Annotated in this window: 15 protein-coding genes and 1 other RNA gene; 10 read left to right on the plus strand and 6 right to left on the minus strand. The window is 32.6% G+C overall.

Annotated elements, in window-relative coordinates:
• Positions 1-187: 187 nt before the first annotated feature.
• Positions 188-928, plus strand: coding sequence for a DUF6263 family protein (locus tag OD803_RS13835; protein WP_134200026.1), 741 nt, complete (start codon positions 188-190; stop codon positions 926-928).
• A gap of 48 nt (positions 929-976) precedes the next feature.
• Here OD803_RS13835 and OD803_RS13840 read toward each other — a convergent pair whose 3' ends face one another.
• Genes OD803_RS13840 through OD803_RS13850 form a run of 3 tightly spaced genes read right to left on the minus strand, consistent with a single transcriptional unit; the run spans position 977 to position 5,773 of the window.
• Positions 977-1,597, minus strand: a complete 621-nt coding sequence (locus OD803_RS13840; RefSeq protein WP_262733944.1) for a hypothetical protein — start codon at positions 1,595-1,597, stop codon at positions 977-979.
• 6 nt (positions 1,598-1,603) lie between these two features.
• On the minus strand, positions 1,604-4,027 hold the full coding sequence (locus OD803_RS13845; protein WP_262733976.1) for a TonB-dependent receptor: 2,424 nt from the start codon (positions 4,025-4,027) through the stop codon (positions 1,604-1,606).
• A gap of 54 nt (positions 4,028-4,081) precedes the next feature.
• Entirely contained in the window at positions 4,082-5,773 is a 1,692-nt protein-coding gene (locus OD803_RS13850; protein WP_262733945.1) for a M23 family metallopeptidase, read from the minus strand.
• Between the two features lie 181 nt (positions 5,774-5,954).
• Here OD803_RS13850 and OD803_RS13855 point away from each other — a divergent pair, with 181 nt between their 5' ends.
• The 4 genes from OD803_RS13855 (at position 5,955) to rny (ending at position 8,352) form a co-directional block, all read left to right on the plus strand.
• Positions 5,955-6,245 (plus strand): hypothetical protein, encoded by a 291-nt coding sequence (locus OD803_RS13855; RefSeq protein ID WP_129760755.1) that lies wholly within the window; start codon positions 5,955-5,957, stop codon positions 6,243-6,245.
• Between the two features lie 17 nt (positions 6,246-6,262).
• Complete coding sequence (locus OD803_RS13860; RefSeq protein WP_129760756.1) at positions 6,263-6,556, plus strand: cell division protein ZapA; 294 nt, start codon at positions 6,263-6,265, stop codon at positions 6,554-6,556.
• A 56-nt stretch (positions 6,557-6,612) separates the two neighbouring features.
• Positions 6,613-6,720: non-coding RNA, 6S RNA (ssrS, locus tag OD803_RS13865), on the plus strand.
• Positions 6,721-6,774: 54 nt separating this feature from the next.
• The gene (rny, locus tag OD803_RS13870) at positions 6,775-8,352 is read left to right on the plus strand and encodes a ribonuclease Y (RefSeq protein WP_129760757.1); all 1,578 of its coding nucleotides are present in this window, start codon (positions 6,775-6,777) and stop codon (positions 8,350-8,352) included.
• 51 nt (positions 8,353-8,403) lie between these two features.
• Here the strand turns inward: rny and OD803_RS13875 are convergent, their stop codons facing one another.
• Positions 8,404-9,564 (minus strand): sensor histidine kinase, encoded by a 1,161-nt coding sequence (locus OD803_RS13875; protein WP_262733946.1) that lies wholly within the window; start codon positions 9,562-9,564, stop codon positions 8,404-8,406.
• A 97-nt stretch (positions 9,565-9,661) separates the two neighbouring features.
• Complete coding sequence (gene xerD, locus OD803_RS13880) at positions 9,662-10,573, minus strand: site-specific tyrosine recombinase XerD (protein WP_262733947.1); 912 nt, start codon at positions 10,571-10,573, stop codon at positions 9,662-9,664.
• A gap of 221 nt (positions 10,574-10,794) precedes the next feature.
• Between xerD and OD803_RS13885 the strand changes: the two genes are divergently transcribed.
• The 5 genes from OD803_RS13885 (at position 10,795) to OD803_RS13905 (ending at position 13,588) form a co-directional block, all read left to right on the plus strand.
• Complete coding sequence (locus tag OD803_RS13885; RefSeq protein WP_129760760.1) at positions 10,795-11,289, plus strand: outer membrane beta-barrel protein; 495 nt, start codon at positions 10,795-10,797, stop codon at positions 11,287-11,289.
• A gap of 157 nt (positions 11,290-11,446) precedes the next feature.
• The gene (locus OD803_RS13890; RefSeq protein WP_262733948.1) at positions 11,447-11,965 is read left to right on the plus strand and encodes a hypothetical protein; all 519 of its coding nucleotides are present in this window, start codon (positions 11,447-11,449) and stop codon (positions 11,963-11,965) included.
• A gap of 78 nt (positions 11,966-12,043) precedes the next feature.
• Positions 12,044-12,463 (plus strand): type II 3-dehydroquinate dehydratase, encoded by a 420-nt coding sequence (aroQ, locus tag OD803_RS13895; protein ID WP_134200010.1) that lies wholly within the window; start codon positions 12,044-12,046, stop codon positions 12,461-12,463.
• Positions 12,464-12,570: 107 nt separating this feature from the next.
• The gene (locus OD803_RS13900) at positions 12,571-13,080 is read left to right on the plus strand and encodes a hypothetical protein (protein ID WP_262733950.1); all 510 of its coding nucleotides are present in this window, start codon (positions 12,571-12,573) and stop codon (positions 13,078-13,080) included.
• Positions 13,081-13,111: 31 nt separating this feature from the next.
• Entirely contained in the window at positions 13,112-13,588 is a 477-nt protein-coding gene (locus OD803_RS13905; RefSeq protein ID WP_262733952.1) for a PorT family protein, read from the plus strand.
• 53 nt (positions 13,589-13,641) lie between these two features.
• Here OD803_RS13905 and lpdA read toward each other — a convergent pair whose 3' ends face one another.
• A complete protein-coding gene (gene lpdA, locus OD803_RS13910; RefSeq protein ID WP_131507293.1) occupies positions 13,642-15,018 on the minus strand; it encodes a dihydrolipoyl dehydrogenase in 1,377 nt (458 codons plus the stop codon).
• Between the last annotated feature and the right edge of the window lie 85 nt (positions 15,019-15,103).

Raw genomic sequence — 15,103 nt, forward strand, 5'->3', positions numbered from 1 at the left:
CCTTTGTAAATATAGCAGCAGTAAATTTCTAAAAAAAACTTGTTTTTTACCTTGGAATACGTATAACCGTCAGTTACTTGGATTAAAGATACTATTTTTCAATTAAGTTGTTACAAGACATTACTGTAAGTAGTCTTTTTATTTTATCTATATTAGCTTTCAAATAATTAACCACAAATCAATAAAGATGAAAAAAATTTTAATACTGCTTTTGTTAGGTGTAAGCATGCTAAGTGCTGCGCAAGAAAAAGTGTTACTTCGTTTAAATTATGTTGAAGGACAAAAATATGCTATGAGTATGAGCATGTCGCAAGTAATTGGTGATGATATTATAACCAATGATATGCAAATAGATATGCAGTATGATATAACTAAAGTCACTGGTGATACCTATGAAAGTAATGCGAAAATTACTAGAATGGCAATGGATATGAGACAAGATCAATTGGCAGTATCTTATGATACAAATAAAAAACATGATGAATTAGATGAAACAGGACAAATGATGAAGACTCGATTGGAGCCTATGTTATCGGCAACAATTATAACTAAAGGTGATAATTTAGGTAATATTTTAGAAACTAGAGTTGAGCCTAGTGATATTGAAGGTGCTGCCGACTTTGCAGATCAATCAGGTAGTGTAATTTACCCTAAAGAGGAAGTTGCTGTTGGTGATACATGGACAAAAACTAAGGTTGATAACGCAATGACGTTTAACTTTATATACAAAGTGAAAGCTATCAATCGTAATAATGTTTTAGTTGATATTTCTGGTAGTATTTCGGGTACTGCTTCTGGTGATATTACAGGAACTATGGATATAGATAGAGATTCTGGTATGCCTACATTATCAAAAATCAATATGACGATGAGTATTGAAGGTCAAAAATCTACAACCGATATGACTGCTAAATTTACTAAAATTTAAAGGCATTAAATTTTTACCTAGTACTAATAGAAAAACCTTGGTTATAGTTTAATCAGGGTTTTGTTTTTTTACTTCATTTGTTAACTCAATAATTCCTTCTTTTGTGATTTTTCCTGTTTTGTAAATAACTTCTTTTTTATCAGTTCCTACTATTTCGTTTCCATTTTCATCACAATTAAAATAACGAGAATTAAATGCAACGTAAATATTTAAATCATTATCTATTTCCATTAATTCTTCACATTCAAAACATGGGTCAGGTCCACAACGTCCAATCATCAATTCTTTTGAATTAACTATTTCACCAGTAATCTTGAAAGTTGTTAATATTGGCATAAAACACTCAGCTTCTTCTAGTGTAATTACAGCAATATACTCTTCATTAATTTTAATTTTTCCATAGATGTAATTGAATTCTTCCCTGTCAAGAATGTTGTTTGTGTCGTTTAATTGGATAAACTCACTAAAATCATCATCACAAGCTTTTATTTTAATAGGAGTTTCAATTATTGGAAATTGGTCAACAAATAGGTTGTATTGTTCAGTTAGCTTAGATGCTTTAGAAGTAGTTTTATTACTTGCTAATGTGTTTTCTCTTTCTTTACTTTCTGATTTGCAGCTAGATAAAAGTATTAATGCTATTATTGGAAACAATATTTTCCGCATCATATTCCTCTAAAATCGAGTAGACAACCTTACATTAAATACTCTTGGTGTTAAGTAATTTGGGATGGCATATTGACGCTTACTGTACACATCTCTAACCCAAGTATTAGTAATTGAGTTTTGTACGTCAAACATATTAAAGATTTCAAAACCTACGGTAAGTTCTTTAAAATGACGTTTCCAACTACTATTATAGGTTTTGTTTTGGTCAACAAGTACATAGCTTATACCTAAATCGGCACGTTTGTAATCTCTTAATCTGTTTTGGTAGTCGTATGGGTCAGCATAACTTGGAGAACCTCCAGGAACACCTGTGTTATAAACCAAATTAAGGTACATTTTTAAATCAGGAATACTTGGTACATAATCTTGAAACAGTACTCCAAATTTTAAACGTTGATCTGTTGGTCTTGCAATATACCCTCTGTCTTCAATGTTTTCTTCGGTTTTAAGGTAGCTAAAACTAAACCAGCTTTCTGTACCTTTTACAAACTCACCATTAAGTCTTAAGTCAAGACCATAAGCATAGGCTTTAGCATTGTTTTTTGCTCTGTAACGAATACGAACGTTTTCTAAAGTGTAAGGGTTTACATCAGACAGACTTTTGTAATAAGCTTCAGATACAAGTTTGAAAGGTCTGTCCCAAAGTTCAAAACTGTATTCGTTTCCTAAAACAAAATGAACTGATTTTTGTGCTTTTACATCTGGTTGTACTACACCAGAAGAGTCTCTTAATTCTCTGTAAAAAGGAGGTTGGTAGTACATACCAGCAGCAAACCTAAATAGCATGTCTTTTTCCCAATTTGGTTTTATGGCAAATTGAGCTCTTGGACTAAATACTGTATGGCTTTTACTTTCAATACCGTCACCACTAACATTCCAGTTGTGCACACGTACACCAGCATTATAAAACACGTCGTGTTCTCCTAGTTTTGTACGCTTGCTGTATTGTAAATAGGCCTGTAAACGGTCAATAAGTACTTTGTTGGTTGCTCTTACATTTTGGAATGCGACAAGTGGTCCTTCGTAAGGTGAGTAAGGTTGATCGTTAAACGCATCAATATTTGGTGGGTTTATTGAAAAACCTGCACTATCAATAACTTCCCATTCTACTAGACGGTCTCTAATATCTTCATGAGTATACTTTGCTGACCACTCAAGTGTGCTTTCTTCATCAATTTTATAGTCTCCTTTGTGCTCAACATTTACAATTACAGCATCAAGGTTATTTCTAGCATGCGTAAGTTGAGAGCCAATACCTTCACTAAACTCCACTTCACCTAAGTCTTCATCTCCAATATTACTATTGACTTCACCTAGTCTGTATTGTGCTAAAATATCAAAGTATTCCTCTTCAGTCGTGTGATACGCAGAAGTAATGAGCTTTAAGGTTAGGTCATCATTTACAAAATAATTAGCTTTAAATGCTCCAAAAGCGGTTTGGTAACGGTCTTTTTCTTGACCTTCATAAAACACCAATAAAGCTACAGGATTATCTATAGTACCAAAGTTGGTTTGTCTATTTTGAGGTTTAAAATCGTATTTGTTAAGTGAAAGGTTTCCAAGGAAATTTAAATGAAATTTATCAGAAAACTTATACGTTAAATAGGTTTGAGCATCTGCAAAAACAGGAACTACATTAGTTTCGGTTTCTAAAGAGTTTATTAAAAGACTATTGTCTCTGTAACGCAAACCTACAATACCTGAAAACTTAGAGTCTTTACTCACAGTTTCAGCAGCAATACTTCCTCCAAGTAAGCTTAAGTCTGCTCTTAAACCAAACTTTATAGGATTTCGATACGTAATATCTAATACTGAAGATAATTTGTCTCCATATTTTGCTTGAAAACCACCAGCTGAAAAGTCTACATTTTGAACCAAATCAGTATTTACAAAACTCAACCCTTCTTGTTGACCAGAACGAATTAAAAACGGACGATACACTTCAATTTCGTTAACATATACCAAGTTTTCATCAAAATTCCCACCTCTTACTGAATACTGTGTACTCAGTTCATTGGAAATATTTACACCTGGTAAGGTTTTTAAGATGTTTTCAACTCCTGGTTGCGCACCTTTTATGGTTCTAATCATTTCGGGAGCTATTGTGGTTACTCCAGTTACTGATTGTCTTGTATTTGTATTAATTACAACAATACCTATTTGCTCTACATCAACTTTCATTACTGGGTTAAATTCCAGTTCTTGACCGCTTTTTAGATTAAAAGTTTGTGTTATTGACTTGTGCGATAAATGTGTAAAAACAATGGTTACATCTTGGTTTGCTGGTATTTTTAACTCGTAAAAACCATTTATGTTTGTTGCAGTTCCTAAATCACCTGCTTTGATATTTACATCATAAATAGGAGTATCGTTTTCATCCAATATTACACCTCTAATGGTAGCGTTTTGTGAAAAAGCCATTGTAGACATGGCGAAGAAAAACAAAAGTAGATAGTTGGTAAGTGGTTTCAAATGCTGTAAATTTTATTTTCTGAAAAAGGTTGCTTCAAAAGTAGAACTATTTCCTACATTATCAGTAACAATTACTTTTAATTTATTTTCGGTATCAGTGACAATACCATCGTCAAAATTATGGGTTAATACACCTGTTTTGTATTCATACTCCATTAAAATCCATTTTCCGTTTACAGTTGCTCTGTAATTACTAATACCTGAAAGATCATCGGCTATTTTCACTTTCAATTCGGAAGATTTACTCATCCACTTACCATCGGTAAAATTAACAGGAGTAATAGTAGGAGCTACTAAATCGCTTTGTAAAGCAAATGTTCCTAGTGATTTTGTTCTAGCTGAAAGCACATCTCCTTTTCGGGTTGTATGCACATAAGATGGTCTTTGGTAATACCCAACAAGTTCAGCAATAAACAGTTTGTCTTTATCAACATCGTTATAATTACTTATGTCATAATTTATGGTGTAGCTTTTAAGTAATGGCACCACGTCTTTATGCATTAATAGTGTGTCGCTACTAACATTAAAATCTAAATGAAGGTCATCGTAAAACGTATTGCTAGGAATATAAACTGAAACATTACCTTTTTCTAAAGTAGTTACTTGGTTGGCATACGCAAAGTGTAACGGTTTAATATCGTTGAGTTCTTTTTGTTCTTTTTTGACTTCTTTTTTTCCAATAATAGGAATGGTAATCCACGCATCGTTGTCTTTAAAATCTTTAACCCTTATTTTATAAACCGAAGAGGTGCTGTCCTCAACAATTAAATACCCATTATTATCTAAATCTTTAAGCATACTAAGTGTATTACCAGATTGTGCAAATAATTTTTGAACTCTTGAGCGTTTGGTTTTATAGATTTCAAAATCTATATAACGATTGATGTGTTTGGTTTCGTTAAAACTAAAACGCTTAAAATCCATTTCAAAACTCTTGTTGCCATTAAAAAAGGTTTGAATGTTACTAACACCATTTTTATTATTGGCTCCATCTAATTGGTCATAACTTACTATACCAAACCCAATATTTCCATAAGCTTCAACACTTTCAACGGAATAATCACCATTTTTATTTGGTATTAATCTTAGTTCAACACGTTTTTTTGAATTGTTCACATGCGAATTTTCGTCTTTAGGATACGCATAAATACCAGAAATTAAAGGCTTTTTAGAATCTTTTACATCCATGCCAAAGAGCATTGGGTTTATAGGTCTTTCAGCATTATCTCTAATTTCGAAGTGTAAATGTGGTCCGCCAGAAGACCCTGAGTTTCCTGAGAAAGCAACCATTTCGTCAGTTGTAATAGGAAGCTCGTCAGGAGTAGGGAAGACCTCTACTTCATAAGTTTCTTTTTGGTATTGACACTGCTTGATGTACTCTTCAATTCTTGGCGAAAATTTCTCTAAATGTGCATAAACCGTAGTATATCCATTAGGATGAGTAATGTACAACGCTTTACCATAACCATAATGTGAAATTTTAATTCTGCTCACATAACCTTCAGCAGCAGCATAAACCTTTAAGCCTGTGCGTTGTTGTGTTTTAATGTCTAATCCTGAGTGAAAGTGGTTAGAACGCAACTCAGCAAATGTACCAGATAAAACAAGGTCAATATCCAAAGGATTCCTAAAGTAATCTTGAGGGTATTGTGCGTAAGCACTATAGAATTGCGAGCAAAAAAGGATTAAAAAAAGGTATTTCATATATGGAATTATAATAGCTAAAATATTAATTTGAATGTAATCTTCAAAAGCATAAAGAGTTATTCATAAAATATTGATTGCTTATCATACTATTAATTAAATATTTTAAAATTTATTGTAAAACAATTGTAATTTTTGATTTGGTATGTTAACTTTGTTTCAACAGTATTGAAATTTGTAAATGAGTAAAATTGAAGATATTGTAGATTCTTTAGAGAATAAAATTAGCAAGGTTTTGCACAAACTAGAGGTTTTAAGGCAAACCAATGCTAAACTTTCAGAAGAATTAGCAATACAACAACAAAAAAATATTCAACAACAAGAAGAAATAAGTTCTTGGGTTGAAAAGTATGAAGCTCTAAAAATGGCAAATTCATTACTTGGCAGTGGCGAAGATAATAGAGAAACTAAGCTCAAAATAAATACATTAATCAGGGATATTGACCATTGTATAGCGCAATTATCTGAATAATGTTAGTAAAATAAATCATGGCAGAACAGCTTAAAATAAAGCTTTCAATAGCAAATAGAGTATATCCTTTAACGATTGCTCCAAGCCAAGAAGAAGGTTTGAGAAGAGCTGCAAAGAAAATTGAAGACATGATTTCTCAGTTTGAGCAGAATTATTCTGTCAGAGATAAGCAAGATGTATTAGCCATGTGTGCGTTACAGTTTGCATCTCAGGTAGAGCAAAAACAAATAGATAAGGCAAATGTGAGTGAAGAAGTTCAAAACAAGTTATCAGCACTTGATGAACTATTGCACAAACATTTATCAGCCTAACGTTCTTTTAAATAAAACATAAGGTTACTGCCTACATTAGTTATTTTTTTTGATAAACTCAACGTTAATTCTTTAAAAAGGGTGAGTTTAAGTTGTAAAAGCAAGCCATCTTTGAATGGATCCTTGATCAGCTTGTTAGCCCTAAACTTGTTTTTAAGGAGTTTATACAAAATGCTCAACTGATGTAGGCTTTTTTTATATATAAACACTAACTAAACATGGAAACGAACACAATTTTATTAATTGTTGGAGGAATAGTATTAGGAGTAATACTTGGATATATAGTTGCAAAATCATTAGAAAAAAGCAACGCATCAAAGCTTATAAAGAATGCTAAAAGTGAAGCAGATTCAATTATAAAGCAAGCAAACTCCGAAGGAGAATCGATTAAAAAAGATAAAATACTTCAGGCAAAAGAAAAGTTTATCGAGCTAAAGTCTGAACACGAAAAGGTGATTTTATCTAGAGATAAAAAAATGGCTGAAGCCGAAAAAAGGACTAGAGATAAAGAGTCTCAAGTATCTAACGAGCTTTCAAAAAGTAAAAAAGCCAATCAAGAACTAGACGCGAAAATCAAAGATTATGATTTTCGTTTAGACTTTTTAGAGAAGAAAAAAGTAGAGCTCGAAAAAGCGCATAAAAGCCAAATTCAGCAATTAGAAGTTATCTCAGGACTTTCTGCTGAAGATGCTAAAGCACAATTGGTAGAGTCACTTAAAGGTGAAGCTAAAACTGATGCAATGGCATTTATTCAAGATAGAATAGAAGAGGCAAAACTTACAGCTCAACAAGAAGCAAAGAAAATTATTATTAACACCATTCAGCGTATAGGTACTGAAGAAGCTATTGATAACTGTGTATCGGTTTTCAATATCGAATCTGATGACGTTAAAGGACGCATTATTGGTCGTGAAGGTCGAAACATTAGAGCTATTGAAGCTGCAACAGGAGTAGAGATTATTGTTGATGATACACCTGAAGCAATTATCTTATCGTGCTTTGACTCTGTGCGACGAGAAGTAGCGCGTTTATCGTTACACAAGTTGGTAACTGATGGTAGAATTCATCCTGCACGTATTGAAGAGGTTGTTAAAAAGACGCAGAAACAAATAGAGCAGGAGATTATTGAAGTAGGTAAGCGTACTGTAATTGACTTAGGAATTCATGGATTACATCCTGAACTTATAAAACTTGTAGGACGTATGAAGTACCGTTCGTCTTACGGACAAAACTTATTACAACACTCTCGTGAAGTTGCTAAGCTATGTGGTGTAATGGCTGCAGAATTAGGCTTGAACCCAAAACTAGCTAAACGTGCTGGATTATTACACGATATAGGAAAAGTACCAGATAGTGAAGCTGATATCGAAACGCCTCACGCAATCTTAGGAATGCAATGGGCTGAAAAATATGGTGAAAAACCAGAAGTATGCAACGCTATTGGAGCTCACCACGACGAAATAGAAATGACCACTTTATTATCGCCAATTATTCAGGTGTGTGATGCTATTTCAGGAGCAAGACCAGGAGCAAGACGACAAGTGCTAGATTCTTATATTCAAAGGTTAAAAGACCTTGAAGATGTTGCTTTTGGATTTACAGGAGTAAACAAGGCTTATGCAATACAAGCAGGTAGAGAGCTTCGTGTAATTGTTGAAAGTGAAAAAGTATCTGATGATCAAGCAGCAAACTTATCGTTTGAGATTTCACAAAAAATCCAAACAGATATGACGTATCCTGGTCAGGTTAAAGTTACTGTAATTAGAGAAACAAGAGCAGTTAATATTGCTAAATAGAATATATAAACTATTACAACGTAAAAAAAGCACCTTTTTAGGTGCTTTTTTTTATGTATTTAATGTGACTTTAAAGCAAGTACCTTGGTTAGGAGTGCTATCAACTTCAATAGTCCCTCCAAGAGCTTCTACTTGGGTTTTTGTGATATATAAACCTATGCCTTTGGAATCTTCTCTTTGAGTGCCATGAAATGTTTGGTAAAGCTGAAAAATCTTGTCTTCATGTTTGTTTAAATCTATACCAATGCCATTATCCTTAACTGTAAGTTGAATAGTGTTAATAGTTACATCACAATTTAATGTTATTAAGGGTTGACGTGTTTTACTACTGTATTTAATACTATTTGAAATTAAATTGTGTATGACGCTATTAAGGTAGCTTACGTTGGTATTTATATAAATTGTTTCAGGAATAAGATTTTCAATTAAAACATTATGTTTTTTAATATCAAGTACTAAGCTTTCCACAACTTTTTTTGCAACCTCTCTTAAGTTTACTCTTTGATTAAGTGCTTTGGTATCTGACTTTGATTTAATACTAATGATAGAATTTAAATCAGTAATGGTTTCAGTTAAAGATTTTGAAATAGTTTTTAAATGATTAACCATGTCTTCCTTTTCGCTTTCAGAACTAGCTTGGTCATAAAACTCTAAAATACTCTCAAAGTTACCAACGTGTGTGCGTAGGTTATGAGATACAATATGAGTAAAGTTGTGCAATCTATCGTTTTGATTAGTTATAAGGTCAAGATTTATTTTTAATGCCTCTTCAACTTCTTTACGTTTGGTAATATTGGAGTGCGTACCAATAATTCTTGTAGGTTTACCATCGTTATCTTTACTAACAACTTTACCTCTATCTAAAATCCACGTATAACTTCCGTCTTTACAGCGTATTCTATGTTCGTTTATATAGATATCAAGTTCGCCTCTTAAGTGTGCATTAAAGTCTCTGTAATAGGCTTCTCTATCTTCAGGATGAACTCTTTTGTCCCATTCGTCTGATGTGTTTCCAATTTCATAATCTTCATAGCCTATCATTTGTTTAGACTCTTCAGAATAAAAGACTTCGTTAGTTTTTGCATTCCAATCCCAAACACCAATATTTGAGTTTTCTAAAGCAAAACGCCATTTATAACTATCAGTAATTAACTCTTCGAGATATTTATCATTATTTAAGCATTCTATGTAGAGTAGCTTGCTATTTTCCATAAGTGTTGATTGATGTAAGGGCTTTTGTGTTAAGACACATAATCTAAAAAAGGGTCACAAAGATAGGACTGATTTTTAGAAAAAATTATGAAGAACATTATTTTCTTGGATGAAACTGAGTAAGTACGTCTTTTAAGTGAGTTCTATCAACATGCATATAAATTTCGGTAGTGGTAATACTTTCATGACCTAACATAAGTTGTATAGCTCTTAAATCGGCACCATTTTCTAATAAATGAGTAGCAAACGAATGTCTAAATGTATGTGGCGAAATAGTTTTTTGAAGACCAGTTTTCTTTGCTAGCTGTTTAATAATTGTAAATATCATAGCACGAGTAAGCTGTTTCCCTCTATTGTTTAAAAATAAAGTGTCTTTAAACTCTTTTTGAACATTAATAGTTGTACGCACTTCGTTTTTATAGATGTTAATGTACTTTTGAGTGTTTTTTCCAATAGGCACAAACCGTTGCTTATTACCTTTACCTGTAACTTTTATAAAACCTTCATCAAAATAAAGATCAGATAGCTTTAGGTTGGTAAGTTCGCTTACACGCAATCCGCAACTGTAAAGTGTTTCTAGTATAGTCCTATCACGTTCACCAATTCGTATACCATTATATTCTTTGGTAATATCAATAGCAGCTATAAGAGAGTCAATATCTTCAATACTTAAAGTGTCTGGTAGTTTTCGGCCTATTTTAGGCGACTCTATATGGTCTAAAGGATTTGTGGTTCTGTAATCTTCAAATACCAAATAGCTAAAAAAACTACGCAAACCAGATATTAAACGCGATTGTGACCTAGCGTTAAGGGATTTTGATAATTCGTAAATGAATGGTTGTATAGTATCATAATCAATTGCATCAGGAGATTGATTAATATTGTTTTCTTCTAAATAGGTGATAAGTTTTTGAACATCATACTCATAATTAGTGATTGAATTGTCTGATAATCCTCTTTCAATTTTGAGATAATGTTTATAATCGTTGAGTGCATTTAGCCATTTCATTGGGTAAAAATAGTACTTTTTTACTGTAAATTAGTCAAAATCAGTACGTCATATGTCGTATATTTCTTAAAAATTGTTAATAACGCATTGTGTAAAGTATTGATAATTAGTATTTTAAAAATTAATGTGTATAAAATTGTTAATAACTAGCGATAAAAATGTGAAAAATTCAAAAAAAAGTGTTTAGTTTGCTAATAATCAATTTAAAAACTTTAAATATTATGAAAAAATTAATGTTATTAGCTGCTATGGTAGCTTTTGGATTTACTGCTAAAGCCCAAGATTTTAATGCAGGAATTAGTGCTGCATTACCAATTGGAGATGCTGGAGACTCTTACACTTTTGGAGTTAATTTAGACGCAAATTATTTATGGGAAGTTTCTGAAAGCTTCAATGCAGGTGTTGCTGCTGGTTATCATCACTATTTTGGAGATTCTGTTGAAGTATTAGGAACATCTATTGATGTAGACGATGCAGGATTTTTACCAATTGCTGCTGCTGGACGTTTTGCTGTTTCTGAAGAATTTACTTTAGGAGCTGACTTAGGATACGCAATAGGACTAAGTCCAGATGGTAACGATGGTGGATTTTACTATGCTCCTAAAGTACAATATGGTGTAAGCGAATCTTTAGATATCGTTTTATCTTATAAGGGAGTAAGTGTTGATGGTGGATCTTTCGATGCGATTTCTTTAGGTATTGAGTTTGGGTTATAATACTTCCAAAACATAAAAAATGAAGCCGAAACATTCGTTTCGGCTTTTTTTATGTTCTGATACTTAAAAGATTAAGAAAATTCTTGTTAAAATGTTGTGTAGATAAAAAACTTCTACATACTTTCGCAAACTCAATTAAAAAAAAACTTAATCAATTATGAAAAAATTATTTTTATTTGCTGCTGCTGCAGTATTAGGATTATCTAATGTAAACGCTCAAGATTCTGACAACGCATCAACTGCTTTATCAGAAGGAAGTATGGTTATTGAAATCAACACTGGTTCTTGGGCAACAGGAAGTACAGCATTTTCTTTAACATCTATTGATGGAAACACTGCTTGGTCTGCTGGTGCTGAAGCTGGTTATTTTGTTATGGATAACTTAGCGGTTAAAGCTGGTTTAGGTTATGCTGATGATGGTTTTAACGATGGAATGTTTGCTTACAAAGTTGGAGCAAAATACTACATCGACGGACAGTTTCCTGTAGGAGTTGATTTTACAGGTGTTTCTCAAGATGGAAACAACGCTAACTGGGTTGGTTTACAAGGTGGTTATGCTTGGTTTGTTGCTCCAAACGTAAGTATTGAGCCAACTGTACGTTACAATGTAACTTTAGATGAGGAAAAAGCTGAAAGCGCTTTCCAAGGTTTAATTGGATTTGCTTTTCACTTCTAATTATAAAAAATAATAGTTGAAAAAAGCCGAAGCAGTTGCTTCGGCTTTTTTTATACCTTTTTTTAATATCTTTACTATATGAAGAAACTAATTATTATTAATGGACCTAATTTAAATTTGCTAGGTAAACGTGAAACCAATATATATGGTAGCTTAACTTTTAATGAGTTTTTTGATACAATACAAGAAAAGTATAAAAACGTAAACATAGAATACTTTCAGTCAAATATTGAAGGTGAAATTATTAATAGACTTCATGAAGCTGGTTATGGTGCTTATGATGGTATTGTATTAAATGCTGCTGCTTATACACATACTTCTGTTGGTATAGGTGATGCTGTAAAAGCCATTGAAACTCCTGTTGTAGAAGTTCATATTTCCAACACATTTGATAGGGAAGAGTTTAGACATGTATCCTATGTGTCTCCTAATGCAAAAGGTGTAATAGTTGGTTTTGGTTTGCAAAGCTATGAGCTTGGTATTCAAAGCTTTTTATAAAGTTATAATTAGTTAATTAACTTTTTTTAAGCTATAATTTAAGGTTCTTTTGTGAAATACTTATTCTATGTTGTTGTAAATTAGTGTAAAATACTATACCCAACCATATGAAACGATTAATTTCTAGCCTGTTATTAGTTGGTCTTTTTCAAACTATTAACGCTCAAGAAACGAGCACTCAACCAGTAGATTCTTTTACACAAAGTGACGAAGTCTTGAATTCAGATTTAGGGATTAATTACTTTTATGGTAGTTATTTTTCAGAATACGACATACTTGGTGATAATTGGACCTTGAGAACAGAACTGCATAAAACCATTACACCGCATTTTAATTATTTAGAATATCCTTTTCTTTTAAAATATGGAGTTACAAATAAATTTAGTGTGATGGCTGGTCCAAAAGTTAATATTCTCTCAGATAATACAGGAGTTCCACGCGAATACTCTATGTCCATGACTACTGGAGTTCAATATGATGTTAATGATAATTTGAATATATATGCACGATTTAATTTGTTAATGACTGAGCAGTTTGAGAATGAAGGTTTTAATACACAACATTATCAAGGTAAATCGCGTTCTTCATTTAATTTAGGCTCTAGATTTAAGTTTTAGATACATAATTTAACCAATCACATAACTAACCATGAGATTTAATCTATTACTATTTTTTTGTATTTCAACATTTACAATGCATTCACAAAATGAAGTGAATTTTGGAGTTAAAGGAGGTTTAAACCTTACGTTTTTTAATGTAGAAGAAGCTAATTTTGGAGCAAACACTGAAACTGAAACAGGGTTTTATTTTGGTGTTTTTACTGAGTTTGAAATTAACGAAACCTTTTCTTTGCAACCTGAAGTGTTATACATTGGGCTTAGTGATTTTAAGTTTATAAATGCTCCTATTTATGCCAAATATGAAGTGGCTAACAATTTTAACTTACTTGCAGGACCTAGTCTTAATTACTTTTTTGATTTTTTCTCTAGTAAATTTAAAGTAAGAGCAGATATAAGTGCGTCTTATAATATCACACCTTCATTAGATGCTCACATGAAATACACCATAGGATTTGAAGAAATAGCTCCTAATGGATTGTTCATAGGAATGGGACTTGTATTATAAAAAAAAGCAACCCAAATTAAGGATTGCTTTTTATATCTATTAGTTTGTTTTGTTTAGATATGAATACACTCATCATAAGCATCTGCAACAGCTTCCATAATCGCTTCACTCATTGTTGGGTGAGGATGTACTGCTTTTAATACTTCATGACCTGTAGTTTCTAGTTTTCTACCTAAAACAGCTTCTGCAACCATATCAGTTACTCCAGCACCAATCATGTGGCATCCTAACCACTCACCATATTTGGCATCAAAAATAACTTTTACAAAGCCTTCTTTATTTCCACCAGCACTTGCCTTACCAGAAGCTGAGAATGGGAATTTTCCAACTTTAATATCGATACCTTGATCTTTAGCTTGTTTTTCAGTTAAACCAACGCTAGCAATTTCTGGAGTACAATATGTACAACCAGGAATGTTTCCGTAGTCTAAAGCTTCTACATGCATTCCTGCAATTTTTTCAACACAAAGAATTCCTTCAGCAGAGGCTACGTGAGCTAATGCTTGACCAGGAGTAACGTCTCCAATAGCGTAATAACCAGGTATATTGGTTTGGTAGAAATCATTTACTAAAATTTTATCTCTATCAACAACAATACCTACGTCTTCTAATCCTATGTTTTCAATATTAGTTTTAATTCCTACTGCAGATAATACTACATCAGCTTCAAGAACTTCTTCTCCTTTAGATGTTTTTACAGTAGCCTTAACACCTTTTCCTGAAGTGTCAACTTTAGTTACTTCGGCTGAAGTCATGATTTTAATACCACTTTTCTTAAAGCTACGTTCTAGTTGTTTAGATACGTCTTGATCTTCAACAGGAACAATATTAGGTAAGTACTCAACTATAGTTACCTCAGTTCCCATAGAGTTGTAAAAGTAAGCAAACTCAACACCTATAGCTCCAGAACCTACTACAATCATCTTTTTAGGTTGCTCTTTTAAGCTCATTGCTTCGCGGTAACCTATTACTTTTTTACCATCTTGTGGTAAGCTAGGTAACTCTCTAGAACGAGCTCCAGTTGCTATTACAATATGGTCAGCACTGTAGTCTTTACCGTCAACTTCAACTTTCTTTCCAGGTTTTACTTTTCCATACCCTTCAATAACGTCAATTTTGTTCTTTTTCATTAAAAACTGAACACCTTTGCTCATACCATCTGCTACACCACGACTACGTTTTACAACAGCATCAAAATCTTTATCAGCGTCTTTAACTGATAATCCGTAATCTTCAGCATGTTTTAAGTATTCAAATACTTGTGCAGATTTTAACAATGCTTTTGTTGGAATACAACCCCAATTTAAGCACACACCACCTAGACTTTCTTTTTCAACAATTGCAGTTTTAAAACCTAATTGAGAAGCTCTAATAGCAGTTACGTAGCCTCCAGGACCACTTCCAAGAACAATAATATCGTATTTACTCATGAGAATTTGTTTTGTCTTATTTTGAAGCTACGAATTTACAAAACCTAAATTGAAATATGAATTTAGCTAACAAAAAATTATATGT

The sequence above is a fragment of the Gaetbulibacter sp. NE genome (assembly GCF_025548475.1).
GTDB lineage: Bacteria > Bacteroidota > Bacteroidia > Flavobacteriales > Flavobacteriaceae > Gaetbulibacter_B > Gaetbulibacter_B jejuensis.